Annotated in this window: 22 protein-coding genes; 21 read left to right on the forward strand and 1 reads right to left on the reverse strand. The window is 71.6% G+C overall.

Going from position 1 to position 22,718, the window contains the following annotated elements:
• Position 1 precedes the first annotated feature (1 nt).
• The 11 genes from NBW76_RS04075 (at position 2) to NBW76_RS04125 (ending at position 10,730) form a co-directional block, all read left to right on the forward strand.
• On the forward strand, positions 2 to 1,567 hold the full coding sequence (locus tag NBW76_RS04075) for a sugar ABC transporter ATP-binding protein (RefSeq protein WP_055963371.1): 1,566 nt from the start codon (positions 2 to 4) through the stop codon (positions 1,565 to 1,567).
• Positions 1,568 to 1,608: 41 nt separating this feature from the next.
• The gene (locus NBW76_RS04080) at positions 1,609 to 2,628 is read left to right on the forward strand and encodes an ABC transporter permease (protein ID WP_056556297.1); all 1,020 of its coding nucleotides are present in this window, start codon (positions 1,609 to 1,611) and stop codon (positions 2,626 to 2,628) included.
• Positions 2,625 to 3,608: a carbon-nitrogen hydrolase family protein gene (locus tag NBW76_RS04085; protein WP_055963377.1), complete on the forward strand. Its 984-nt coding sequence runs from the start codon at positions 2,625 to 2,627 to the stop codon at positions 3,606 to 3,608. Before NBW76_RS04080 ends, NBW76_RS04085 begins: the two co-directional genes overlap by 4 nt.
• A complete protein-coding gene (locus NBW76_RS04090; protein ID WP_082480323.1) occupies positions 3,601 to 4,464 on the forward strand; it encodes an amidohydrolase family protein in 864 nt (287 codons plus the stop codon). Before NBW76_RS04085 ends, NBW76_RS04090 begins: the two co-directional genes overlap by 8 nt.
• Entirely contained in the window at positions 4,464 to 6,005 is a 1,542-nt protein-coding gene (locus tag NBW76_RS04095; RefSeq protein ID WP_056556294.1) for a class I adenylate-forming enzyme family protein, read from the forward strand. The genes NBW76_RS04090 and NBW76_RS04095 overlap by 1 nt, the downstream gene beginning before the upstream one ends.
• Before the next feature lie 31 nt (positions 6,006 to 6,036).
• Complete coding sequence (locus NBW76_RS04100; protein ID WP_082480320.1) at positions 6,037 to 6,705, forward strand: flavodoxin family protein; 669 nt, start codon at positions 6,037 to 6,039, stop codon at positions 6,703 to 6,705.
• 10 nt (positions 6,706 to 6,715) lie between these two features.
• Positions 6,716 to 7,726 (forward strand): LacI family DNA-binding transcriptional regulator, encoded by a 1,011-nt coding sequence (locus NBW76_RS04105; protein ID WP_162239230.1) that lies wholly within the window; start codon positions 6,716 to 6,718, stop codon positions 7,724 to 7,726.
• A gap of 24 nt (positions 7,727 to 7,750) precedes the next feature.
• Entirely contained in the window at positions 7,751 to 8,425 is a 675-nt protein-coding gene (locus NBW76_RS04110; protein ID WP_055963393.1) for a cysteine hydrolase, read from the forward strand.
• Positions 8,422 to 9,537, forward strand: coding sequence for an amidohydrolase family protein (locus NBW76_RS04115; protein WP_056556291.1), 1,116 nt, complete (start codon positions 8,422 to 8,424; stop codon positions 9,535 to 9,537). The genes NBW76_RS04110 and NBW76_RS04115 overlap by 4 nt, the downstream gene beginning before the upstream one ends.
• Entirely contained in the window at positions 9,534 to 9,911 is a 378-nt protein-coding gene (locus tag NBW76_RS04120) for a metal-sulfur cluster assembly factor (RefSeq protein WP_082480317.1), read from the forward strand. Before NBW76_RS04115 ends, NBW76_RS04120 begins: the two co-directional genes overlap by 4 nt.
• Before the next feature lie 69 nt (positions 9,912 to 9,980).
• The gene (locus NBW76_RS04125) at positions 9,981 to 10,730 is read left to right on the forward strand and encodes a dienelactone hydrolase family protein (protein ID WP_056556288.1); all 750 of its coding nucleotides are present in this window, start codon (positions 9,981 to 9,983) and stop codon (positions 10,728 to 10,730) included.
• Positions 10,731 to 10,747: 17 nt separating this feature from the next.
• Here the strand turns inward: NBW76_RS04125 and NBW76_RS04130 are convergent, their stop codons facing one another.
• Complete coding sequence (locus tag NBW76_RS04130; protein WP_056556285.1) at positions 10,748 to 11,962, reverse strand: acetyl-CoA C-acyltransferase; 1,215 nt, start codon at positions 11,960 to 11,962, stop codon at positions 10,748 to 10,750.
• A 134-nt stretch (positions 11,963 to 12,096) separates the two neighbouring features.
• Between NBW76_RS04130 and NBW76_RS04135 the strand changes: the two genes are divergently transcribed.
• From NBW76_RS04135 to NBW76_RS04180, 10 genes are all read left to right on the forward strand, one after another.
• Entirely contained in the window at positions 12,097 to 13,599 is a 1,503-nt protein-coding gene (locus NBW76_RS04135) for an AMP-binding protein (RefSeq protein ID WP_200932690.1), read from the forward strand.
• Positions 13,596 to 14,405: an SDR family oxidoreductase gene (locus tag NBW76_RS04140; protein ID WP_056556279.1), complete on the forward strand. Its 810-nt coding sequence runs from the start codon at positions 13,596 to 13,598 to the stop codon at positions 14,403 to 14,405. Before NBW76_RS04135 ends, NBW76_RS04140 begins: the two co-directional genes overlap by 4 nt.
• Positions 14,402 to 15,055 (forward strand): HAD family phosphatase, encoded by a 654-nt coding sequence (locus tag NBW76_RS04145; protein WP_056556276.1) that lies wholly within the window; start codon positions 14,402 to 14,404, stop codon positions 15,053 to 15,055. Before NBW76_RS04140 ends, NBW76_RS04145 begins: the two co-directional genes overlap by 4 nt.
• Before the next feature lie 91 nt (positions 15,056 to 15,146).
• Positions 15,147 to 16,121: a sugar ABC transporter substrate-binding protein gene (locus tag NBW76_RS04150; RefSeq protein ID WP_056556274.1), complete on the forward strand. Its 975-nt coding sequence runs from the start codon at positions 15,147 to 15,149 to the stop codon at positions 16,119 to 16,121.
• Positions 16,122 to 16,172: 51 nt separating this feature from the next.
• Positions 16,173 to 17,729, forward strand: coding sequence for a sugar ABC transporter ATP-binding protein (locus NBW76_RS04155; RefSeq protein WP_082480314.1), 1,557 nt, complete (start codon positions 16,173 to 16,175; stop codon positions 17,727 to 17,729).
• Complete coding sequence (locus NBW76_RS04160) at positions 17,726 to 18,730, forward strand: ABC transporter permease (protein WP_055963422.1); 1,005 nt, start codon at positions 17,726 to 17,728, stop codon at positions 18,728 to 18,730. The genes NBW76_RS04155 and NBW76_RS04160 overlap by 4 nt, the downstream gene beginning before the upstream one ends.
• Positions 18,731 to 18,784: 54 nt before the next feature.
• On the forward strand, positions 18,785 to 19,603 hold the full coding sequence (locus NBW76_RS04165) for an enoyl-CoA hydratase-related protein (RefSeq protein WP_055963425.1): 819 nt from the start codon (positions 18,785 to 18,787) through the stop codon (positions 19,601 to 19,603).
• Entirely contained in the window at positions 19,603 to 20,838 is a 1,236-nt protein-coding gene (locus tag NBW76_RS04170) for an acyl-CoA dehydrogenase family protein (RefSeq protein WP_056556270.1), read from the forward strand. Before NBW76_RS04165 ends, NBW76_RS04170 begins: the two co-directional genes overlap by 1 nt.
• Positions 20,835 to 21,617 carry an SDR family oxidoreductase gene (locus NBW76_RS04175; protein WP_056556267.1) on the forward strand — a complete coding sequence of 261 codons (783 nt, stop codon included), beginning with the start codon at positions 20,835 to 20,837 and terminating at the stop codon, positions 21,615 to 21,617. Before NBW76_RS04170 ends, NBW76_RS04175 begins: the two co-directional genes overlap by 4 nt.
• A gap of 3 nt (positions 21,618 to 21,620) precedes the next feature.
• Complete coding sequence (locus NBW76_RS04180) at positions 21,621 to 22,679, forward strand: phosphotransferase family protein (protein ID WP_056556264.1); 1,059 nt, start codon at positions 21,621 to 21,623, stop codon at positions 22,677 to 22,679.
• Positions 22,680 to 22,718: the final 39 nt, after the last annotated feature.

A 22,718-nucleotide genomic window follows, 5' to 3' on the forward strand; every position in this document is an offset into this window, starting at 1 on the left:
CATGGCGACGCCCGGACCGTCCGTCCTCGAGCTGGTCGGACTCACCAAGACGTTCGGCGGCACCACCGTCCTCGACGCGGTCGACCTGTCGGTCGCGCCGGGGGAGGTGCACGGCCTGCTCGGGGAGAACGGTTCGGGCAAGTCGACCCTCATCAAGGTCCTTGCCGGGTTCCACGACCCGGACGGCGGCCGCCTGCGGGTCGGCGGGCGCGACGTCGCGCTGCCGCTGCAGCCGGACGCGCCCCGCACGCTGGGTCTGCAGTTCGTCCACCAGGACCTCGGGCTGATCGAGTCGCTGAGCGTCGTGGAGAACCTCGTCGTGGCCGACATGGCCCAGCGGCGGCTACGGATCTCGTGGGCGCAGGAGCGGCGCAAGGCCCGGCAGGTCTTCGAGCGCTACGGCATCGACCTCGACCCGGCGGCGACGGTCGCGGACGTCCGACCGGTGCAGCGTGCCCAGCTCGCGATCGCCCGGGCCATGGAGGGGATGCGCGAGGCGCGCGGCCACGGCGACGGAGGCGCCCACGGCCTGCTCGTCCTGGACGAGCCGACCGTCTTCCTCCCGCGGGAGGAGGTCGACCAGCTGTTCGGCCTGATGCGCGACATCGCGGCGTCCGGGGCGTCGGTGCTGTTCGTCTCCCACGACATCGACGAGGTGCTGCGGGTGACCGATCGCGCCACCGTCCTGCGCGACGGTCGTCTCGTCGACACCCTCGTGACGGCCGAGACCGACCACGACGCCCTCATCGAGCGCATCATCGGCCGCCGGCTGGAGGCTCACGCGCCCCCGGCGGCGGGGACGACCGTGAACGCCGCGCCGGTGATGGCACGGGTGCGTGGACTCACGTCGGACCCCCTCGTGGACGTCGACCTCGACGTCCACGAGGGTGAGGTGCTGGGCGTGACCGGCCTGCTCGGCTCCGGCTTCGAGGCCCTGCCCTACGTGCTGCACGGCGCCGTCGCGCCGACGTCCGGCCGCCTCGAGCTCGACGGGACCGAGCACGACCTCACGTCGCGACGCGGCCCGTGTGCCTCCACCGCGCTCGTGCCCGCCGACCGCAAGAACGACTCGGCCGTGCAGACCCTCCCGGTCACCGACAACGTCACGATGCCGGTCCTCGGCCGGTTCCGGGGAGCCCTCGGCCTCGACCGCCGGGCGATGACGACGGCCACCGCCGCGCTCATGGAGGAGTACGACGTGCGTCCCCGCGATCCCTCGCTGCCCCTGTCGGCACTGTCCGGCGGCAACCAGCAGAAGGCGGTCATCGCCAAGTGGCTGCAGACCGGCCCGCGCCTGCTCCTGCTGCACGAGCCGACCCAGGGTGTCGACGTCGGCGCACGAGGTCAGATCTGGGACGTCATCCGCGGCAGCGCGGACGCCGGGGGCGCTGTGGTCTGCGCGAGCTCCGACCACGAGCAGCTGGCCGCGCTGTGCGACCGCGTGGTCGTGCTGGCCCGCGGCCGGGTGGTCGCGGAGCTGACCGGAGGGGACGTCACCAAGGAACGCATCACCGAGCGCTGCCTGAGCAGCGTGCAGCTTGCCGCCGCCGCCGAGGATGCGGCGTGACCCCGCCGACCCGACCGACCCCTCCCAGGACTGAGGCTCCCATGACCACCACCGCCGAGAAGAGCACCGCTTCGCACACGGCTCGCCCGGCCCGACGACTCCCGGCAGGACTGCCGAGCCGTCTGGCCCTTCCGGCCGTCTGGGTCGTGACGATCGTCATCTTCAGCATCCTGCGGCCGGACACCTTCGCGACCTCGGCGAACTGGTCGTCGATGCTGTCGACGCAGTCGGTCTTCCTGATCCTCACGCTCGGGCTGATCGTGCCGCTGACGACCGGCGACATCGATCTCTCGCTGGCCTACACGCTCACCTTGTCCAGCGTGACCGTGGCCGTGCTCAACGTGAACCACGGCTGGCCGATCGGGTTCGCGATCGTGGCCGCGATCCTGGTCGGGTCGGCGATGGGTCTGCTGAACGGCGTGCTGGCCACGCTGTGCCGCATCGACCCGATCATCGTCACGCTCGGCACGGGGACCTTCGCCTACGGAGTCACGCTGATGATCTCGGGCTCCTCGACGGTGCCCGGCATCGACGTCGCCCTGAGCGACTGGACGGTCGGCAACAGCCTTCTCGGCATCCCGATCCAGTTCTACTACGCACTGCTCGCCGTCGTCGTCCTCTGGTACGTCATGGAGTTCACGACCCTGGGCCGGCGGATGCTCATCGTCGGCCGCGGCCGGTCGGTGGCGCGCCTGAGCGGCCTGCGGGTCGACCGCGTGCGGGTGGGGGCCCTGGTCACGGGCGGCACGCTCGCCGGCGTCGCCGGGGTCATGTACGCCGGGACGTCCGGGTCGGCCGACCCGACGTCGGGACCGAGCTTCCTGCTTCCCGTCTTCGCCGGCGCCTTCCTCGGCGCGACGGCGATCATGCCCGGCCGGTTCAACGCCTGGGGCACGCTCGTCGCGACCTACTTCCTGGCCACCGGCATCACGGGGCTGCAGTTCCTGGGCGCCGAGAACTACGTGCAGCAGCTGTTCTACGGCGGCGCGCTCGTGGTGGCCGTCGGGCTGTCGCAGCTGGTCACCCGCGGGTCCGCACCGATCTCGGGATCCGCGGCATGACGACCGGCGATCGGACCGTGTGGACGGTCGCCGCGGTGCACGCCGCGCCCGTGCTGCTCGACGCCGAGGCGACGATCGACAAGGCGTGCGGGTTCGTGGCGGAGGCGGGCGAGCGCGGCATCGACCTGCTGGTCTTCCCCGAGGTGTTCGTGCCCGGCTTCCCCTACTGGATCAACCTGTACCCGCCGGCCGACCTGTTCGGCATGCACGCGCGCTACCGCGGCGCGTCGGTGGAGGTGCCGGGGCCGCTCGTCGCGCGTGTGCAGGACGCGGCTCGTCAGGCAGGCGTGAACGTCGTCCTCGGAGTCTCCGAGCGCGACGGCGGGACGCTCTACAACACGCAGGTCCACATCGACGACGAGGGCACGCTGCTGGGCATCCACCGCAAGCTCCAGCCGACGTACGCGGAGCGCTTCGTCTGGGGGCAGGGGGACGCGTCGACGCTGAGCGTGTTCGAGACCCGGCTCGGCCGCGTGGGCGGCCTCGCCTGCTGGGAGCACACCATGAACCTGGCGCGCCAGGCCCTCATCGTCCAAGGCGAGCAGGTCCATGCCGGCGCCTGGCCCGGCCTCCAGACCCATCGGGGGATGGAGGAGAGCTTCGACCTGCAGGTCGAGGCGATGTCGCGCACGCACGCGCTCACCGGCCAGTGCTTCGTCGTAGTCGCCCAGAACCCCCTGACCGACGACATGGTCGCGCTCATGGAGGCCGAGCTCGGCCCGCAGACCATCCAGCCGGCCGGCGGCGGCTGGTCGGCGATCTTCAACCCCGACGGCACGACGGCCGCCGGACCCCACACGGGCCCCGAGGAGTGCCTGCTCGCCGCCGAGATCGACCTGACGGCCATCGACGGCGTCCACGCGCTCCTCGACGCGAACGGTCACTTCTCGCGGCGCGACGTGCTGCGCCTGTGGGTGGACGACGAGCCCAAGACCACGCTGGCGTCCGCGCCGCACCCGACCAAGGAGAACGATGACTGAGATGTCCTACGGCGCGATCGACATCGTCGTCGCGCCGCACACGCCCCGCGAGATCGCCGAGGACCAGGTCGGCGTCGACGAGACCTTCATGGACAAGGTCCGCATGCCCGAGGACATGCGCCGGGGCGTCCCCATGGAGGACTACGTCGCCGCCATGGACCGGGCCGGTGTGGAGCGCTCGCTGCTGATCGCCACCCGGGCGGGCGACCTGCGCGTCCGCCACTCCTACGAGATCCCGTACCAGCGCGTCGCCGACTACTGCGCGGCGTTCCCCGGCCGCTTCAGCGGGCTCGCCGGCATCGACCCGACCCGCGGGATCTCCGGGCTGAAGGAGCTCGACCACGCCGTCCACGACCTCGGCTTCGTGGGGGCGCACCTCTACCCGCACTGGTTCGGCCTGGCACCGGACGCGGCCCAGTACTACCCGTACTACGCCCGCTGCGCCGAGCTCGGGATCCCGATCATGATGCAGGTCGGCCACTGCCTCGACTACCGCCGCGACCGGATCCTCGAGAGCGTCGGGCGTCCCCAGACCCTCGAGCGGGTGGCGATCGACTTCCCGGAGCTGACCATCATCGGCATCCACCTGGGCTGGCCGTGGACGGAGGAGATGATCGCGATGTGCTTCAAGCACGCGAACGTCTACGTCGCGGCCGACGCCTACGCGCCCAAGCACTGGCCGGCGGAGTACGTGAAGTTCGCGAACTCGTGGGGCTCGGACAAGTGCCTGTTCGGCACCGACTGGCCCGTGATCGGGCCCGAGCGCGCGATCGAGGAGATCGACGGGCTGGGACTGCGACCGGAGTCGCGCCGCAAGCTCCTGCGCGACAACGCCGTGCGGATCTTCGGTCTGTGATGGCGGCCATCCCTGCGACCTTCGTCCCGCTCACGGTCGCCGACGGCGTCCGGGTCTCGGCCGGACGCACTCCCGGCAAGGTCGCGCTCCGCGAGGGGGAGCGGACCCTCACCTACGCCGCCCTGCGCAGCCGCGTGCACCGCGTGGGCAACGCCGCTCTCGCCGGGCTGGGGCTCACGTCGGGCGACCACGTCGCGGTCGTCGCGGGCAACCGCCTCGAGTACGTCGAGCTGGTGGTCGGCCTCGCCGGCGCGGGCCTGGCGGTCGTGACGATCTCGCCGGCCTCGTCGGCGGCGGAGATGAGCTACATCGTGGCCGACAGCAAGGTGCGGGCGCTCGTCGTCGACCGGGCGTGCGAGGAGGTGGCGCGGTCGGTCGCCGACGCGGCGGGGATCCCGGTCGTGCTGCTGGACGACGGCTACGAGGACTGGCTCGGCGCGGCACGCGACTCGCACCCCGGCGTCGTCCCGGACGAGTGGGACGCCATGGTCGTCCACTACACCTCCGGCACCACGGGCGAGCCGAAGGGCGTCCTGTGCCCGCACCGCTCGCGCACGCTCAACTACCTGGCGATGGCCGCGGAGTACGGCGCCTACGGTCCCCGCGACCACGGGCTCACGATCGCCCCGATGTACCACGGGGCCGGGCTCTCGTTCACGCTCGCCAACGTCTTCCTCGGCGGGTCCGCGACGATCCTGCCGAGGTTCGACCCCGAGGCCGTGCTGGCCGGGTTCGCCGCCGAGCCGATCACGAACGCCTTCATGGTCCCGACGCACTTCCACGGTCTCTTCGGCCTCGGCGACGAGCGCGTCGCGGCGATCGGGCACGGCGCGCTCAAGACCATCGTGTCCAACGCGGCGCCGCTCTCGCAGGCGATGAAGGAGCGGATCGTCGACGTCATCGGCGACGGGTACCTCTTCGAGTGCTACGGCTCGACCGAGGCCGGGGTCGTGTCCAACCTCGCGCCCGCCGACCAACTGCGCAAGGAGCGGTCCGTCGGGCTGCCGTTCCCGGCGACCGAGGTCCGGCTGCTCGACGAGGAGGGCCACGAGGTCGGCGTCGGCGACGTCGGTGAGCTGTTCAGCCGCTCGCCGTACCTGTTCACTGGCTACCAGGGGCGCGAGGCGGCCACCGCGGCCGCGCTGCGCGACGGCTGGTTCTCGGCGGGCGACCTCGCGGTGCGCGACGACGAGGGCTACCTCTACCTGGTCGACCGCAAGGGCGACAAGATCATCACGGGCGGGCTCAACGTGTACCCGCGCGAGGTGGAGGAGGTGCTGGCCCGCCACCCCGCGGTCGACGAGGCGTCGGTCTTCGGTGTCGCCGACGAGCGGTGGGGCGAGGCGATCCGCGCCTCGGTCACGCTCGCCCCGGGCGCGTCGGGTCGCCTCGACGTGGAGGAGGTGCTCGCGTTCTGCCGCGAGCAGCTGGCCGGCTACAAGGTGCCCAAGCACGTCGAGGTCGTCGAGGCGCTGCCGCGCAACGCGGGCGGCAAGGTCCTGCGTCGAGTTCTGCGCGACCGCGCGGAGGCCGGCCGATGAACGGGCGGGCGTCCGTGAGCAGGGGCCGGGCATGACCGACGTCGACGTCGCGGTCGTCTTCCACAGCGCCTATCGGGGCTCCACCCGGGCGCTGGCGGAGGCGGTCGCCCGCGGCGTCGCCATGGTCGAGGGCGCCACGGCGCTCCTCGTGCCGGTCGAGCAGGTCGACGACCACTGGGACCGCCTGCATGCCGCCGATGCCGTCGTGCTCGGCAGCCCGACCTACATCGGCTCGGTGAGCGCGGTGTTCAAGACGTTCGTCGAACGGCTAGCGGGAGACGTGTGGCGCGAGCGGATGTGGCTCAACAAGGTGGCGAGCGGGTTCACGGTGAGCGCCGGGCCGTCCGGGGACAAGCTCAACGCGCTCCAGGACCTCGCGGTGTTCGCGGCCCAGCTCGGCATGATCTGGGTGCCCGTCCGACACGTCGGGGGGCACTACGCCACCTCGACGTCGATGGAGACGGCCCTCAACCGCATGGGCGGGTACCTCGGCGTGATGGCACAGGCCGACATCGACCGACGGCCGCCGGACGCCCCGCCCGCGAACGACCTGCGCACCGCCGAGCTGCACGGCCAGCACGTGGCCTCGGTGGCACGCCAGCTCGCGGCCGGGCGGGCGAAGCATCCCTCGCCCTACCCGGACCGCTGTGTACGTCCTGGCGTGCCCGCGACCCTCTGGGAGGTGCCCCTTGCTGAGTAGCATGACGCGCGTGGGCCCCACGAGTCGCGACATCGCCCGCGAGGCCGGCGTCTCCCAGTCGACCGTGTCTCGTGCGCTCCGTCGCGACCCGAGGGTGACCGAGCAGACGCAGCTGCTCGTCCAGGAGGTGGCCCAGCGCCTCGGGTACGTCACCAACCACGCGGCGCGCAGCCTCAAGACACGTCGGACGCAGACCATCGGCGTCGTGGTCGCCGACCTGCGCAACCCCTACTTCCTGGAGGTCGTCGACGCGCTGCGCGACGAGCTCCACCTCGCCGGCTACCGGACGTTCCTCGTGTCGGACCAGCAGGGCTCCGACGACGGGAGCGAGCTCGTCGACCTGCTGCTGGGCTCGGTCGACGGTGTCGTGTTCGCCTCGGCGCAGAGTGCCGACACCGCCGCGACCGGCTTCGCCGACCTGCGGATGCCGGTCGTGCTGGTGAATCGCGAGATCGAGAGCCGGCCTCTCGATCGCGTGCTGTCGGACTACACGGCCGGCGGCAGGCTCGCTGCGGAGCACCTCGTCGAGCTCGGCCACCGCCGCATCGGCCTCATCACCGGTCCGAGCGCGATGGCCGTCTTCCGTGACCGCGAGGAGGCCTTCCGTGGCACGCTCGCGCAGCTGGGGGTGCCGTTCGACGAGCGGCTGCGACGCGAGGGTCCGTTCTCCTACGAGGTCGGCGAGCAGCTGGGCGCCGAGCTCATGCAGGGGCCGGACGTGCCGACGGCGATCTTCTGCGCCGACGACCTCGTGGCGTTCGGCGTGCTCGACGCCGCCCAGCGGCACGGGCTGCGGGTCCCGGATGATCTCTCGGTCATGGGCTACGACGACCTCACGATGGCCGGCTGGGACCGCTTCGGTCTCACGACCGTCCGCCAGCCGATGGACGAGATGGCGCGGGCGGCGGCCCGGCTCGTGCTCGGGCGCATCCACGGCACCGACGACTCGGCGGAGCCGCAGCGACAGGTCCACCCGGTGCGGCTCGTCCGCCGTTCCAGCACCGGCCCGGCGCGGGCCTGAGCCGGCGAGAGGGCGGGGACGGGCATGGTCGACGAGATGATCCATACGTATGCATCCGGCCTCGACGGCGCCGGCGGACGGGGCCTGGAGCTCGACCCCGCGAGCACGGCACTGCTCGTCGTCGACATGCAGAACGCCTTCTGCGACGAGGCCGGCAGCCTCGCCCGCAGCGGGCTCGACCACCGGCCGGCGGCCGCGGTGGTGCCGACGGTGGCGTCGCTGCTCGCCGCTGCCCGGAACGGTGGCGCGCACGTCGTGCACACCCGCTACTCGTTGCGGGCCGACCACGGCGACGCCGGGCTGCTCTTCGAGGTCGCGCCGGCGCTGCGCCTGCCCGGTGCTCTCGTCGGCGACGACTGGGACGCCGAGATCGTGCCCGCCCTCACCCCGTGGCCAGGAGAGCGCGTGGTGGACAAGACGCGGTACAGCGCGTTCTTCGGCACCGGCCTCGCGGAGGAGCTGCGTGCGCTCGACGTCGGGACCGTCGTGGTGTGCGGCGTGACCACCAACGTCTGCGTCGAGGGCACCGCCCGCGACGCCTTCGCCCACGACCTCCGGGTCGTCGTCGTGGCCGACGCGACGGCCGCGGTCGACGACGACCTGCACACGTCCTCCCTGCGCAGCATGGCGTACGGGATCGGCACCCTCTCGACCGCGGCGGCCACGGTCGCCGCCCTCACCGAAGGAGCACGACGATGACCAGTCCAGCACCCGAGAGTGCGACCCCGCCCGACGTGACCCCGCCCGGGGACCGGCCCTTCGTGGCCGACGCGGTCTGCCACCCCTACAACTTCGCGCCGGAGAACCAGCGCGGCTCCTACGGCAAAGCGTTCACCGACGTCATGTGGAGCTCGCACCCCATCATCAACCCGCCCGAGCACCAGCTGACCCGTGAGCAGTGGGAGCGCGACTGGGACATCGAGCAGTTCGTCGACACGATGTTCCTGGAGAGCGCCACGGACCTGGCCTGCGTGCACTCCCTGCCGATCTACGACGCGTACGTCGACGGCCTCTCCGCGATCGACAAGGGCGCAGAGCTGAAGCGGCGGTACCCGGAGCGGGTGCTCTGGTACGCGACAGCCGACCTGTTCCGGGGCGAGGAGGCGCTCGAGTCGATCGAGCACCAGGTCCGTGACCTCGGCGCCGACGGCATCAAGCTCTACCCGGCGCAGTACCTGCGTGGCCGGACGCGGTACTGGGAGATGTCGGACGACACCTTCGCCTATCCGGTCTTCGAGCTCGCCCAGGAGCTCGGGGTCAAGAACATCGCGGTGCACAAGGCGCTGCCCCTCGGGCCGGTCTCCACCGACGCGATGCGGGTCGACGACATCGGTCGCGCCGCCGCGCGGTTCCCGGACATCAACTTCCAGATCGTCCATGCCGGGTTCATGTTCATCGACGAGACGCGCATGCTGTTGATGAACCACCCGAACGTCTACGTGACGCTCGAGGCCTCGTTCGTCAGCGTGCTGCTCGATCCGGCGGCGTTCGGGCGGATCCTCGGCGCGTTCTTGTCAGAGGGCGGCCCGGACCGGATCCTCTACTCCTCGGCCGCGACCAACCCCCACCCGCGGTACCTGCTCGACGCGTTCGACCGGTTCGAGCTGCCGGACGACGTCCCGCACACCCTCGATCGTCGGACACGCGACCTGATTCTCGGGGGCAACCTCGCGCGGCTGCACGGCATCGACCCGGTCGAGCGACGCGCGAGCACCGCGGGGGACCGGTTTGCCACCGCTGTGGCCCGGGACGGGTACCGCGACCCCTGGAGCATCGTGCGCGCCGCCGACGCCGCCGAGGTCCCGGCATGAGTGCGGCAGGGAGCCGGCTCCCGGCGACCAGCGGGACCGCGGCAGACGCGGTGGCCGTCGCCCTGCGTGACGTGCCCGACCCCTGCATGGTGGCTGCCGGTGCCCCGACCTCGATCGTCGACCTGGGCCTGGTCGACGCCGTGGACGTCGTGGACGGCTGCGCACGCGTCGTCGTCACCCTGACCGAACCCGGCTGCCCGTTCACCCACCACATCATCGAAGAGGTCACCGAGGCGGCTCTGGCCATCGATGGTGTCTCGTCCGTCGAGGTGTCGCCCCGGTGGGCGCCGCTGTGGACCGAGGCGCGCGCGACGGCGGAGGGTCGCCGCACGCTCGATCTCGCCCGGGCCAGGATCGGGGGGCCGCGACCGTGACGCGGTGTCCTGAGGACGGCGCACTCGTCGGGTCTCGGTGCACGCACGGCGGCTGGCTAGGCTCGCAGCATGGCTGAGGCGCAGATCGAAGGTCCCGACGGTCCCATCGAGGCGTGGGTGGCCACGCCTGCCGTGGGGGAGGGGCCGTGGCCGGGAGTGCTCCTCGTGGTCGATGCGATCGGGCTGCGACCCCAGATCCATGTCATGGCCGACCGGTTCGCGTCGTTGGGCTACACGGTGCTCGCGCCGAACGTCTTCCACCACTTCGGCACGGCTGCGGAGACGTCGCCCGAGGGGGACCTGCGCGAGCCCGGGGCTCGCGAGGCGTTCTTCGAGCAGGCCATGCCGCGCGTCCACGCCCTCACGCCCGAGCTCTCACGGCCCGACACCGCCCTCTTCCTCGACGTGCTGCAGGCGCGCGACGACGTGGCCGACGGTCCGGTCGGGGTCGTCGGGTACTGCATGGGCGCCCGGATCGCCCTGCGTGCCGCAGGTGACCACCCCGGCCGCGTCTCCGTCGCCGCGGGCTTCCACGGCGGTGGGCTCGTCGACGACACCGAGGAGAGCCCGCACCTCTCCTTGCGCACCGCGCGTGCGACGGTGCTGCTGCGCCATGCCGACGACGACCCGTCGATGCCCTCCGAGCACCAGGAGTCGATCGCCGAGCTCGCTGCCGCATCCGGCGTCGTGCTCGACCAGGCCGTCTACCCTGGAGCGCCGCACGGCTTCACCATGGCCGACACGTCGATGTACGACGCGGGCGCGGCGCAGCGTCACGAGGACGAGCTCCGAGAGCACCTCGCCTCCGTCCTCGGCTGACCGTCGAGAGCGTCTCGTCAGCCGCCGACCTCGAAGAGGCCGGCTGCGCCCATCCCGCCGCCGACGCACATCGACACGACGACGTAGCGCGCACCGAGCCGACGGCCGGCGAGGAGCGCGTGGCCCACGCCGCGGGCACCCGTCATGCCGTAGGGGTGGCCGAGGGCGATCGCGCCACCGTCGACGTTCATCCGGGCGGGATCGATGCCGAGGACGTCCCGGCAGTGGACGGCCTGCGAGGCGAAGGCCTCGTTGAGCTCCCACACCCCGATGTCCTCCACGGCGAGGCCGTGCTGCTCGAGCAGCCGGGGGATCGCCGTCACCGGACCGACGCCCATCTCGTCCGGCTCGCAGCCGGTCACCGCGATGCCGACGTAGTAGCCGAGCGGAGCGATGCCGCGGGCCTCGGCGAGCTCGGCGTCCATCAGCACGTTGGCCGAGGCGCCGTCGCTCAGCTGCGAGGCGTTGCCGGCCGTCACGGTCGGGTGGGCCGTGACCTCGCCCGCCTCGAGCACGGTGCGCAGGCCGGCCAGGCCCTCGGCGGTCGTGCCGGCGCGCACCCCCTCGTCCGCGGAGACCGTCTGCTCGACCTCGCTCGTCTCTCCCGAGGTCTTGTCGAGCACGAGCGTCCGCACGGTGATGGGAGCGATCTCGTCGTCGAAGTGACCGGCCGCCTGCGCAGCCGCCGCGCGCTGCACCGACTGCAGCCCCATCTCGTCCTGGCGCTCACGACTCACGCCGTACCGCGCCGCCACGTTCTCGGCGGTGTGCAGCATCGGCATGTACAGGCCCGGCACGTGCTCACGCAGCCACGGGTCGCCGGCGCGGTGGGTGTTCATGTGCTCGTTCTGGACCAGGGAGATCGACTCGACCCCGCCGCCGACGGCGACCCGCTGGCCGTCGACGAGGATCTGCTTGGCGGCGATGGCCACGGCCATGAGACCGGACGAGCACTGCCGGTCGACGGTCGATCCCGGCACCGTCACGGGCAGCCCGGCGCGCAGGGCCGCCTGACGCGCGACGTTGAAGCCGGACGAGCCCTCGGGGAGGGCGCAGCCGAGGATCACGTCCTCGATCTCAGCGGGTGAGACGCCGGACCGCTCCACCGCGTGCGAGATCGCGTGGCCCGCCAGCTCGGCGGCCGGGGTGTTGTTGAAGGCGCCGCGGTACGCCTTCCCGATGGGGGTGCGGGCGGTCGAGACGATCGCGGCACGAGGGGCTGGACGGCTCACGGGAGCGCTCCTGGGTCGGTGGGGAGAGATTTTTCCGCAACCTACTTGAACCTGAACCCGGATTCAACTAGCGTCCGTCGCGTGAGTCAGGTCACACCGATCCCGACCGAGGAAAGTGGCAGCGCATGGTGAACGTGGCAGCAGACGTCTGGTCCATCGCGGATCGCGACCCCGAGCGGGTCGCCCTCCGTTCCCCGCGGGGAGGGCTCACGTACGGCGAGCTCAAGGAGGCCAGCGCCCGGTTCGCCGGCGCCGTCGTGGCGGCCGGGCTGCGACCGCTCGACCGCGTGGTGCTGATCGCCCCGAGCATCGTCGAGTTCCCCGTCGCCTACCTGGGACTGCACGCCGCGGGCATCAGCGTCATCACCATGAACACGATGGCGACGGGCCCGGAGATCGGCTACGTCCTCGACGACTCCGAGGCGTCGCTCGTCATCGCCTGGCACGAGTGCCAGGACGCCGCGTCCGCCGCCGCCTCCGAGCGCGGCATCGCGTTCTGGCGCCTCGACGAGGGCGCTCGTCTCGACGCCGAGCCGGTGCCCCAGGCGCACGAGCACGCGCCGGACGACACGGCGATCATCCTCTACACGTCGGGCACCACCGGCCGCCCCAAGGGCGTCGAGCTCACGGCGACGAACCTGGTCGACACCACCGCCTCGTTCATGCCCGTGCTCAACCTGACGCCCGACGACCGCTTCGGCACCGGTCTCCCGCTCTTCCACGTCTACGGCCAGGCCGTCGTGATGAACACGGTGCTGGTGCAGGGGGCGTCGCTCTCGCTGCTCGCGCCGTTCGAGCCGACGCAGATGCTGGAGATGGTGCGCCGCGACCGCCTCACCGTGCTCGCGGGCGTGCCGACGATGTGGAACGCGATGCTGCACGCCGCCACCGACGAGTTCGGCCCGTCCGACTTCGAGCAGCTGCGGCTCGCGACCTCGGGCGGCGCCTCGCTGCCCGCCGAGGTCATGCGCGCGTTCTTCGACCGGTTCGGCTGCACGATCCTCGAGGGCTACGGGCTCACCGAGTCCACGGGTGCCGCGACCTTCAACGACATCAACCGCCCCCAGAAGGCCGGGACGGTGGGACCCGCCCTGCCGGGGACCTCCATCGAGGTCCGCGCCGTCGACGGCGGCGTGCTCGAGTCCGGGGAGGTCGGCGAGGTCTTCCTGAAGGGGCCGACGATCATGAAGGGCTACCGGAACCGCCCCGACGCGACCGCCGCCGACCTGCGGGACGGCTGGCTCAAGACCGGTGACCTCGGGTCGCTCGACGACGACGGCTACCTCAGCATCGTCGACCGGGCGAAGGACCTGATCATCCGCGGCGGCTACAACGTGTACCCGCGCGAGGTCGAGGAGGTGCTCTACGAGCACCCCGACATCGTCGAGGTCGCCGTCGTCGGTGTCCCGGACGACCACTTCGGCGAGGAGGTGGCGGCCGTGGTCTCGTTGCGCCCCGGTGCGCGGCTCACCGGGGAGGAGCTGCGGGCCTGGGCCAAGGTCCAGCTGTCCGCCTACAAGGTGCCCCGGCTCTACCAGTTCGTCGAGGCCCTCCCGAAGGGCGCGACCGGCAAGATCCTCAAGCGGGAGATCGACCGGGACGCGATCCGGGTCGCTGCCGCGGAGGTGACCGCATGAAGGTCCAGGGGCGGGTCGCCGTCGTGACCGGCGGCGCCGGCGGCATCGGCGCGGCCCTGGCCCAGCGGCTGCTGGAGCACGGTGCGAGCGTGGTGGTCACCGACCTCGACGACGTGCGCGTGAAGGACGTCGTGGAACGGCTGGACGGCGTCGCACCGGGTCGCGTGGCGGGAGTCGCGGGGGACTGTGCCGACGACGGTGACATCCGCCGCGTCCTCGACCTCGCGGCCTCGCGCTTCGGCCCGGTCGACCTCTACGCCGCCAACGCCGGGGTGGGCCTCGGCCAGGGACTCGAGGCCACGGAGGCCGAGTGGGACACCTCGATCGACGTGAACGTCCGGTCCCACGTGCGGGCCGCCCGTCTGCTCGTCCCGGGCTGGCTCGAGCGGGGCGAGGGCTACTTCCTCAGCACCGCGTCGGCGGCCGGCCTGGTCACGCAGATCGGCTCGGCCACCTACTCCGTCACGAAGCACGCCGCGGTCGCGTTCTCGGAGTGGCTCTCGGTCACGTACGGGTCGCGGGGCGTCGCGGTGAGCTGCCTGTGCCCGATGGGGGTCAACACCGACATGCTCAACGGTGGCGCCGAGTCCGACGACGAGACCGCGCGCCGTGGCGCCAAGGCCGTCACGGAGGCGGGCGGGGTGCTGGAGCCGCTGGAGGTCGCCGACATCGTGCTCGAGGGCATCGACGCCGAGCGCTTCCTCATCCTCCCCCACCCCGAGGTGCTGGAGTACTTCCGGCGAAAGGGGTCGGACTACGACCGATGGATCGCCGGCATGCGGCGCTACCAGGAGTCGCTCGGATGAGCGCCCGGAGCGCTCGTCGCGCGGTGCTGTTCGACTTCGGCGGGGTGCTGACCTCGAGCGTCCTCGACGGGTTCGCCGCGTTCGGCCGCGACGAGTGCGGCGACGAGACACTTCCCATGCGCCTGTTCGCCGAGGACCCCACCGCCCGGCAGCTGCTGGTCGACCACGAGGAGGGGCGCCTCGGGCACGACCCGTTCGAGGCGGGACTCGCCGAGCGCCTTCGCGCCCAGGGGGTCGAGGTCGAGACCGAGGGACTCATCGGTCGGATGCAGGCACGCCTGGTCCGCGACGAGGCGATGGTCGAGCTGGTCGCGTCGCTGCGGGAGGACGGTGTGCCGGTCGGTCTGGTGTCCAACTCGCTCGGACGCGACTGCTACGCGGGATTCGACCTGCCCGCGATGTTCGACGCCGTGACCATCTCGGGGCAGGAGGGCGTGCGCAAGCCGTCACGCCGCCTCTACGAGATCGGGTGCGAACGCCTCGGCGTCGCGCCCCACGAGGCCGTCATGGTCGACGACCTCGCCCAGAACATCGTCGCTGCCGAGCGTCTCGGGATGGCCGGCGTCGTGCACCGCGAGGCGGAGGAGACCGCGGCGCAGCTCTCGCAGCTGCTCGAGGTCGGGGCGAGGAGGACCTCCACCGTGCAGTGATCGGGGGATCGAGCAGCACCCCGGCGCGGCCGTCCGGTCGTTCCGACAGCACTGTCTGCCCACCCGGGCGGACCACCCTCAGGAGGAACCCATGAACGTTCGACGCTTCGGCATCGGTCTGGTCGTCACCGCGGCCCTGACCGTCACCGCTGCCTGTGGCAGCGGCGACTCGGGCGGGTCCGGCGACGGAGGCGACGACAGCTACTCGATCGGCATCGTCAAGTTCGCCTCCAGCGACCAGACGTCCGAGCAGGCCATCGCCTCCTTTCAGGCGTACGCGAAGAAGCAGGGCTGGGAGACCAGCGCGGTCGACCCGCAGGGCGCGGTCGACAAGGCCAACGGCGCGATGCAGGACTACGTCCAGAAGAAGGTCGACCTCATCGTCACGGCGGTCTTCGACAGCAACACCCTGACCGCCGGCGCCCAGGCGGCGAAGGCCGCAGGCATCCCGGTGGTCTCGATCTCCGGTGGCACGGCCGACGGCATCACCGCCAACCTCGACGCCGGCGTCTCCAACGGTGAGCCCGTCGCCAAGCAGCTCGTGGAGGACATGGGCGGCGCGGGCGACCTGCTCGTCCTGGGCTACAAGAGCGGCCTGCCGTGCATCGGCCGCGAGGAGGCGCTCGACACGGCGCTGAAGAGCACCGACATCGAGACCACGCGCAACGAGGTGCCGATCCCCGGCCAGGTCGAGGGCAGCACGCAGTTCACGCAGGCCTGGCTCGCCAAGCACCCGAAGGGCAGCGGCAAGCTCGCGGTCTGGGGATGCTTCGACGACCCGGCCCTCGGCGCGATCGCCGCGCTCAAGTCGGCCGGCCGTGACGACGTCCTCGTCTACGGCATCAACGGACAGCCGGGTGCCATCAACGCGATCGAGGCCGGCGACATGCGGGCCACCGTCTTCCTGCTGGCCGACCAGGCCGGCGAGGACTTCGCGAAGCTCGTCCCGGAGTTCGTGGAGGGCGGCGTGGACGCGGAGCCGCAGGAGGTTCCTCTCACCAACGTGCTGGTCACGACCGACACGATCGACGACTTCCTGGCCGAGTACCCCGACTCGACCAAGTAGTCCCGACCACGTCCTCCAGGGCCGGCGCCCTGGAACCCCAGAGGAGTGTGCATGAGCGAAGCAACAGCCCTCGACGACCGCGAGGTCGCCCCGGTGCCCGAGCCGACGTGCCTGGAGATGTCCGGCATCTCGAAGCAGTTCGGTGGGCACCAGGCCCTGGAGGACGTGTCCATCAGCCTGCGCCCCGGGCGGGTCCTCGCCCTGTGCGGGGCCAACGGGGCCGGGAAGTCGACCCTCGTCAGGATCCTGGCCGGGGCGGAGTCGGCCGACGCCGGCACGATCCGCGTCCACGGCGAGCAGGTCTCGATCCACGCGCCGCAGGACGCGACGCGGCTCGGCCTGAGCTTCATCCACCAGGAGCTCAACCTGGTCCCGAAGTTCACGGCCCTGCAGAACATGGCGATGGGCGCGGACCACCACCGCTCCGGCGTCATCGACCAGCGCGGCCTGCGTCGCAAGGCACTAGCCGTCCAGGAGCGCATCGGCTACCGCGTCCCGCTCGACACCAGGGTCGAGGACCTCGCCGTCTCCGACCGCTGGATGGTCTCGCTCGGCCGCTCGCTCATGCGGGACGCGACCATCGTCGCGATGGACGAGCCGACGGCGTCGTTCACCCAGGAGGAGGCCGAGCGGCTCTACGGCATCATCGACGAGCTCACGGCCGACGGCGTCGGGATCCTCTACATCTCGCACCGCCTGGAGGAGGTGCTGCAGGTCGCCGACGACGTGACGGTGCTGCGCAACGGCCGACTGGTCGGGAGCTTCGCCGCGGCCGACCTGGACGTCCCCGCGCTCACCCGCCACATCGTCGGTCGGGACGTGGAGGAGGTCACCCACCGCGAGACGGAGGGCGACCCCACGCAGGCTCCCGAGCTCCTGCGCGTGCAGGGCCTGACCCGCCTGCCGCGGGTGCACGACGTCGACCTGACCCTGCACCGGGGGGAGATCCTCGGCGTGGCCGGCCTCGTCGGGGCGGGTCGCACCGAGCTGGCGCGCATGCTCATCGGGGCGGACCCGGTCGGCTCCGGCTCGATGACGCTCGACGGACGCCCGTACGCACCGCGCTCGCCCTTCGAGGCGATCCGTGCCGGTGTCGCACTCGTGCCCGAGGAGCGTCGTTCCCAGGGCCTGATCCTGCGCAACTCCGTCAGCTCCAACCTCAACATGGCCTCGTTGCGCGACCCCGAGAAGCGGCTGGGCACGTTCAGCCCGCGCAGGGCGGCGCGCATCGCCCGCGACGCGGTGTCCCGGTTCGGCGTCAAGGCCGGCTCCGTCCACGAGAAGGTCGGTGAGCTCAGCGGCGGGAACCAGCAGAAGATCGTCGTCGGAAAGAACGTGCTCGCCGGCCCACGACTGCTGATCCTGGACGAGCCCACCGTCGGCGTCGACGTCGGCGCCCGCAGCGAGATCTACGACATCATCCGGGCGCTCGCCGCCGAGGGGACCTCGATCCTCATGATCTCCAGCGACTTCGAGGAGCTCGCCATCTGCGACCGCGTCGTCGTGATGCGCGAAGGAACCATCACCGCCACGGTGCCCGCCGCCCGGGCCACGAAGGACCGTCTCACCTCGCTCTGCTTCGGCTCGACAGAACAGGACCTCGCATGACCGTCACCGCGCTCGACCCCACGGCCGTCGTCGCCACCCCCTCCACCAGCACACGCGTGTGGAAGTGGTTCGGCCGCTACGGCGCCCTCCTCGTCCTCGCCGTCCTGGTCGTCAGCACGAGCATCCTCGAGCCCGACACCTTCGCGACCTGGGACAACTTCATCAACATCCTGAACCAGAGCGCCCTGTCGGCGATCATCGCGATGGGGCTGACGTTCGCGCTGGTCACGGGCGAGTTCGACCTCAGCATCGGCAACGTCGCGAGCCTGTCCGGCGTCATCTGCCTCTCGGCGATGGTCGACCAGGAGATCGGGGTCGTCGCCGCGCTCGTGCTGGCCGTCGTGATCGGTGCCGTGGTCGGACTCGCGAACGGCCTGGTGGTCACGCTGCTGAACGTGAACGCGCTCGTCGCGACCCTCGGCATCGGCACGGTCGCGGTCGGCATCAACTACGCCGTCGCCGGTGGCACGCCGGTGGGCCTGCCGGACCCGGCCGGCTTCATCCAGCTGACGCTCGGCCGCTTCCTGGGGATCCCGTACCCGGTGTTCATGATGCTCGGCCTCGCCGCCGTGCTGTGGTTCATCCTCAACCGCACCGTGCTCGGGCAGTCGATGCAGGCGGTCGGCGGCAACGCCGTGGCCGCCCAGCTCTCGGGCATCCGCGTCGACCGGGTGCGTGTCTTCGCCTTCGTCATCTGTGGCATCTGTGCCGCCCTCACCGGCATCCTGCTGGCGTCGCGCACCGGCAGCGCGGCGGTCTCCGGCGGAGACAGCTACCTGCTTGCCGCGTTCGCCGCAGCCTTCTTCGGGTCCGCGGTCCTGCGCGACGGCGAGTTCCACGTCATCGGCACGCTGATCGGCGTCGTCACGGTCTCGGTGGGCTTCAACGCCATCGCCCTCGTCGGGCTCGAGACCTACTGGCAGTACCTGTTCCAGGGTCTGCTCCTGATCCTCGGTGTCGGGGTGGGCTCGCTGGCTCGCCGCCGAGCCTCGATGGCCTAGCGTGGGCAGGACCAATTTCATGAAGTTGAACTCAGATTCATGTAAGGTCGAGTCATGACGACGACGTCCCCGGAGGAGACGAGGTCCGAGCCGACCGTGCTCTCCGAGCGACGCGGTGCGGTGCTCGTCCTCACCCTCCACCGGCCCGAGCGGCTCAACGCCTGGACCAACGCCATGGAGGACGAGTACTTCGCCGCGCTGCTGGCGGCCGACGAGGATCCCGACGTGCGCGCGGTGGTGGTCACCGGTGCAGGCCGAGGCTTCTGCGCCGGCGCCGACATGGGCGACCTGGCGGGCGCGGCGGACGCCACCGACGCCGAGATCGACCGCCCGCTCCCGCGGCACCTGCCGCTCACGCTCCGCAAGCCGCTCGTGGCCGCGGTCAACGGGGCCGCGGCCGGCCTCGGCATGGTCGAGACGCTCTACTGCGACGTGCGCTTCGCCTCGCCCGACGCGGTGTTCCTCACGGCCTTCTCGCGTCGCGGTCTCGTGGCCGAGTACGGCATGGCCTGGCTGCTCCAGCGGCTCGTCGGGCCCGGACGCGCGGCGGACCTGCTGCTCTCCGGGCGACGCGTCGACGGGGACGAGGCGCACCGCATCGGGCTCGTCGAGCACCTCGTGCCCGCCGACGAGCTGCTCGAGCGGGCCGTCGCCTACGCCGCCGACCTCACGACGTCCTGCTCCCCGTGGTCGATGGCCACGATCAAGTCCCAGCTGCTCCTCGACGCCGAGCGCAGCTTCGCCGAGTCGGTGCAGGCCGCCGACGTCCTGATGCGCGAGTCCTTCCGGGGCTCCGACATCGCCGAGGGCGTCGCGAGCTTCGCCGAACGGCGCCCGCCGGTGTTCGCACCGCTACCTCGCAAGGAGATCTGATGGAGTTCGCACCGAGCCAGAGGTCCGTGGAGTACCAGGAGAAGCTCCTGGAGTTCATGGACGGCTACGTCTACCCCGCCGAGTCCGTCTACGCCGCCCAGATGGCGGAGTCGGGCAACGCCAACTTCCACCCGCCCATCCTCGAGGAGCTCAAGACCGAGGCCAGGAAGCGTGGTCTGTGGAACCTCTTCCACCCGCACGAGCGCGAGGACTGGGGAGCCCCCGGCCTGAGCAACCTCGACTACGCGCCGCTCGCCGAGATCACCGGACGCAGCCCCTACATCGCCCCCGAGGCGATCAACTGCAACGCCCCCGACACGGGCAACATGGAGGTGCTCGAGCTCTTCGGCACCGACGAGCACAAGGAGAAGTGGCTCAAGCCGCTCCTCGCCGGTGAGATCAACTCGGCCTTCTGCATGACCGAGCCGGAGGTCGCGAGCTCGGACGCCACCAACGTCCAGCTGCGCATGGACGCCGACGGCGACGAGTACGTGCTCAACGGCCGCAAGTGGTTCGCCTCCAACGCGCTGCACGCCAACTGCAAGGTCCTGATCGTCATGGGCAAGACCGACGTCGAGGCCGCGACCCACCGCCAGCAGTCGATGATGGTGGTCCCGCTCGACACCCCCGGCATCACGATCGTCCGAGGGCTCCCGGTCTTCGGCTACATGGACCGCGAGGGTCACGCGGAGATCCTGTTCGAGGACGTCCGGGTGCCCAAGACCGCCCTGCTCGCCGGCGAGGGTGACGGCTTCATGATCAGCCAGGCCCGCCTGGGACCCGGTCGCATCCACCACTGCATGCGGTCGATCGGCATGGCCGAGCGCGCCCTGGACCTGATGATCGAGCGCGCGCAGAACCGGGTCACGTTCGGCGAGCCCGTGGCCAACCGGTCCAACATCCAGGACTGGATCGCCGAGGCGCGCATCGACATCGAGATGATCCGTCTGCTCACGTTCAAGACCGCTTGGCTGATGGACACGGTCGGCAACCAGAAGGCGCGCACCGAGATCGCGGCGATCAAGGTGGCCGCTCCGGCCGTCGCGCTCAAGATCATCGACCGCGCGATCCAGGTGCACGGCGGTGGCGGCATCACCGACGACTTCCCGCTCGCCAGCTTCTACGCCCACCAGCGCACGCTGCGCCTGGCCGACGGCCCGGACGAGGTGCACAAGCGCACCATCGCCCAGGTCGAGCTGCGCCGGATCAACGCCGACTGGAACAAGAAGAGGTGAGCGAGCCGCTCGCGGGCCGCACCGCGATCGTCACGGGCGCCTCGCGCGGCATCGGCCTCGCGGCCGCGGCGGCGCTGCACGACGCAGGCGCCAACGTGGTGCTCACGGCACGGACGGAGGAGGCGGCCCGTGCGGCCGCCGACTCCGTCGGCCCGCGGGCGCTCGGGATCGGGGCCCACGCGACCGACGAGGACCTCGCCCGCGCGTGCGTGGAGCGGACGGTGGAGGCGTTCGGCAGCGTCGACGTGCTGGTCAACAACGCCGGCACCAACCCGGCCTACGGCCCGGTGCTCGCGCAGGACCACGGCCGCTTCGCGAAGACGCTCGACGTGAACCTGTGGGCGCCGATCCTGTGGTCACGCCTCGTGGTCGACGCCTGGATGGGCGAGCACGGCGGCTCGATCGTGAACACGGCCTCGATCGGCGGCCTGTCGGTCGGGCCCGACCTCGGGATCTACCACGTGTCGAAGGCCGCCCTCATCCACCTGACGAAGCAGCTCGCGATCGAGCTCGCACCGTCGATCCGGGTCAACGCCGTCGCGCCGGGTGTCGTGCGGACGAAGCTGGCCGAGGCGCTGTGGAAGGAGCACGAGGGAGCCGTGGTGGAGCGGACGCCGCTCGCCCGGATCGGCGAGCCCGACGACGTCGGGGCGGCCGTGCTGTTCCTCGCATCGTCCGCGTCGTCCTGGATCACCGGCGAGACGCTCGTCATCGACGGCGGCCAGATGATCGGGTCCGGTGCGGCGGCCGATGCCCTCGCGGCGCGGGTCGAGGGCTGAGTCGTGCCCGGGACCGCGACCGACGTCGCGCTGGACCTGGACGTGCTCGCCGCGCTGCTGCGTGCCGACGGCCACGAGGTGCAGGGAGGCCTCGTGGCCGACCGGGTGGGTCGCGGCCAGTCGAACCTGACCTACCTCGTGCGCGACGAGCACGGCGCTCGCTGGATCGTCCGGCGCCCGCCACGTGGCGAGCTGCTCGCCTCGGCGCACGACGTGCTGCGCGAGCACCGGATCCTCGCGGCGCTCTCGGACACCGACGTGCCCGTGCCGCAGGTCCTGGGACGCTACGTGGACGACGCCCTCGCCGAGACCCCGGTGGTGGTCATGGAGCACGTCGACGGGCTGGTCGTCGACCGCGACGAGGTGGCAGAGGGCCTGGGCCTCTCGCTGCGGGCCGCGATCGGACCGTCGCTCGCACGCACGCTCGCGGCGGTGCACGAGGTCGACGTCGACGAGGTGGGGCTGGGTGACCTCGCGAGCCGCTCGCCGTACGCCGCCCGCCAGCTCAAGCGCTGGTCCCGGCAGTGGGAGGCCTCGCGCACGCGTGACCTGCCCCGGCTCGACGCCATGACCGAGCTCCTGCGCCGGCGCATGCCGGAGCAGTCCACGCACGCTGGGCGCGACGTCGCCCTCGTGCACGGTGACTTCCACCTGCGCAACGTCATCGTCGACCCCGAGCTGGGCGACGTGCGTGCCGTGCTCGACTGGGAGCTCAGCACCCTCGGCGACCCGCTCGCCGACATCGGCAGCCTGCTCGCCTACTGGCCGGAGGCCTCCGACGGTGCGACCCACGCGTTCGCCGCGTCCGCGCTGCCGGGCTTCTCCTCGCGCGAGCAGATCGCCACGACCTACCTGGAGGCCTCGGGCCGCGAGCGGTCCGACCTCGACTACTGGCACGCCCTCGGTCTCTGGAAGATCGCCGTCATCGCCGAGGGCGTGATGCGGCGGGCCCTGGACGAGCCGAGCAACGCCGCCGACGGCGGCCCACCCGTGCCGGAGGCCATCGACCAGCTGGTCGAGCGCGCCTGGGTCGTCGTCGAGACCGCCGGTCTCGACCGCTGACCAGCCCACCCATGATCCGACCCCACCCGATCCACGACC

The organism is Aeromicrobium sp. Leaf245, from assembly GCF_942548115.1.
In the GTDB taxonomy this organism is placed as follows: Bacteria; Actinomycetota; Actinomycetes; order Propionibacteriales; family Nocardioidaceae; genus Aeromicrobium.

Bases quoted from the DNA above. Each gene is read 5' to 3' on its own strand.
- NBW76_RS04170 (WP_056556270.1), top strand. From the start codon at position 19,603: ATGGAGTTCGCACCGAGCCAGAGGTCCGTGGAGTACCAGGAGAAGCTC.
- NBW76_RS04145 (WP_056556276.1), top strand. From the start codon at position 14,402: ATGAGCGCCCGGAGCGCTCGTCGCGCGGTGCTGTTCGACTTCGGCGGG.
- NBW76_RS04100 (WP_082480320.1), top strand. From the start codon at position 6,037: ATGACCGACGTCGACGTCGCGGTCGTCTTCCACAGCGCCTATCGGGGC.
- NBW76_RS04095 (WP_056556294.1), top strand. From the start codon at position 4,464: ATGGCGGCCATCCCTGCGACCTTCGTCCCGCTCACGGTCGCCGACGGC.
- NBW76_RS04120 (WP_082480317.1), top strand. From the start codon at position 9,534: ATGAGTGCGGCAGGGAGCCGGCTCCCGGCGACCAGCGGGACCGCGGCA.
- NBW76_RS04090 (WP_082480323.1), top strand. From the start codon at position 3,601: ATGACTGAGATGTCCTACGGCGCGATCGACATCGTCGTCGCGCCGCAC.
- NBW76_RS04110 (WP_055963393.1), top strand. From the start codon at position 7,751: ATGGTCGACGAGATGATCCATACGTATGCATCCGGCCTCGACGGCGCC.
- NBW76_RS04165 (WP_055963425.1), top strand. From the start codon at position 18,785: ATGACGACGACGTCCCCGGAGGAGACGAGGTCCGAGCCGACCGTGCTC.
- NBW76_RS04140 (WP_056556279.1), top strand. From the start codon at position 13,596: ATGAAGGTCCAGGGGCGGGTCGCCGTCGTGACCGGCGGCGCCGGCGGC.
- NBW76_RS04155 (WP_082480314.1), top strand. From the start codon at position 16,173: ATGAGCGAAGCAACAGCCCTCGACGACCGCGAGGTCGCCCCGGTGCCC.
- NBW76_RS04080 (WP_056556297.1), top strand. From the start codon at position 1,609: ATGACCACCACCGCCGAGAAGAGCACCGCTTCGCACACGGCTCGCCCG.
- NBW76_RS04115 (WP_056556291.1), top strand. From the start codon at position 8,422: ATGACCAGTCCAGCACCCGAGAGTGCGACCCCGCCCGACGTGACCCCG.
- NBW76_RS04075 (WP_055963371.1), top strand. From the start codon at position 2: ATGGCGACGCCCGGACCGTCCGTCCTCGAGCTGGTCGGACTCACCAAG.
- NBW76_RS04160 (WP_055963422.1), top strand. From the start codon at position 17,726: ATGACCGTCACCGCGCTCGACCCCACGGCCGTCGTCGCCACCCCCTCC.
- NBW76_RS04085 (WP_055963377.1), top strand. From the start codon at position 2,625: ATGACGACCGGCGATCGGACCGTGTGGACGGTCGCCGCGGTGCACGCC.
- NBW76_RS04150 (WP_056556274.1), top strand. From the start codon at position 15,147: ATGAACGTTCGACGCTTCGGCATCGGTCTGGTCGTCACCGCGGCCCTG.
- NBW76_RS04125 (WP_056556288.1), top strand. From the start codon at position 9,981: ATGGCTGAGGCGCAGATCGAAGGTCCCGACGGTCCCATCGAGGCGTGG.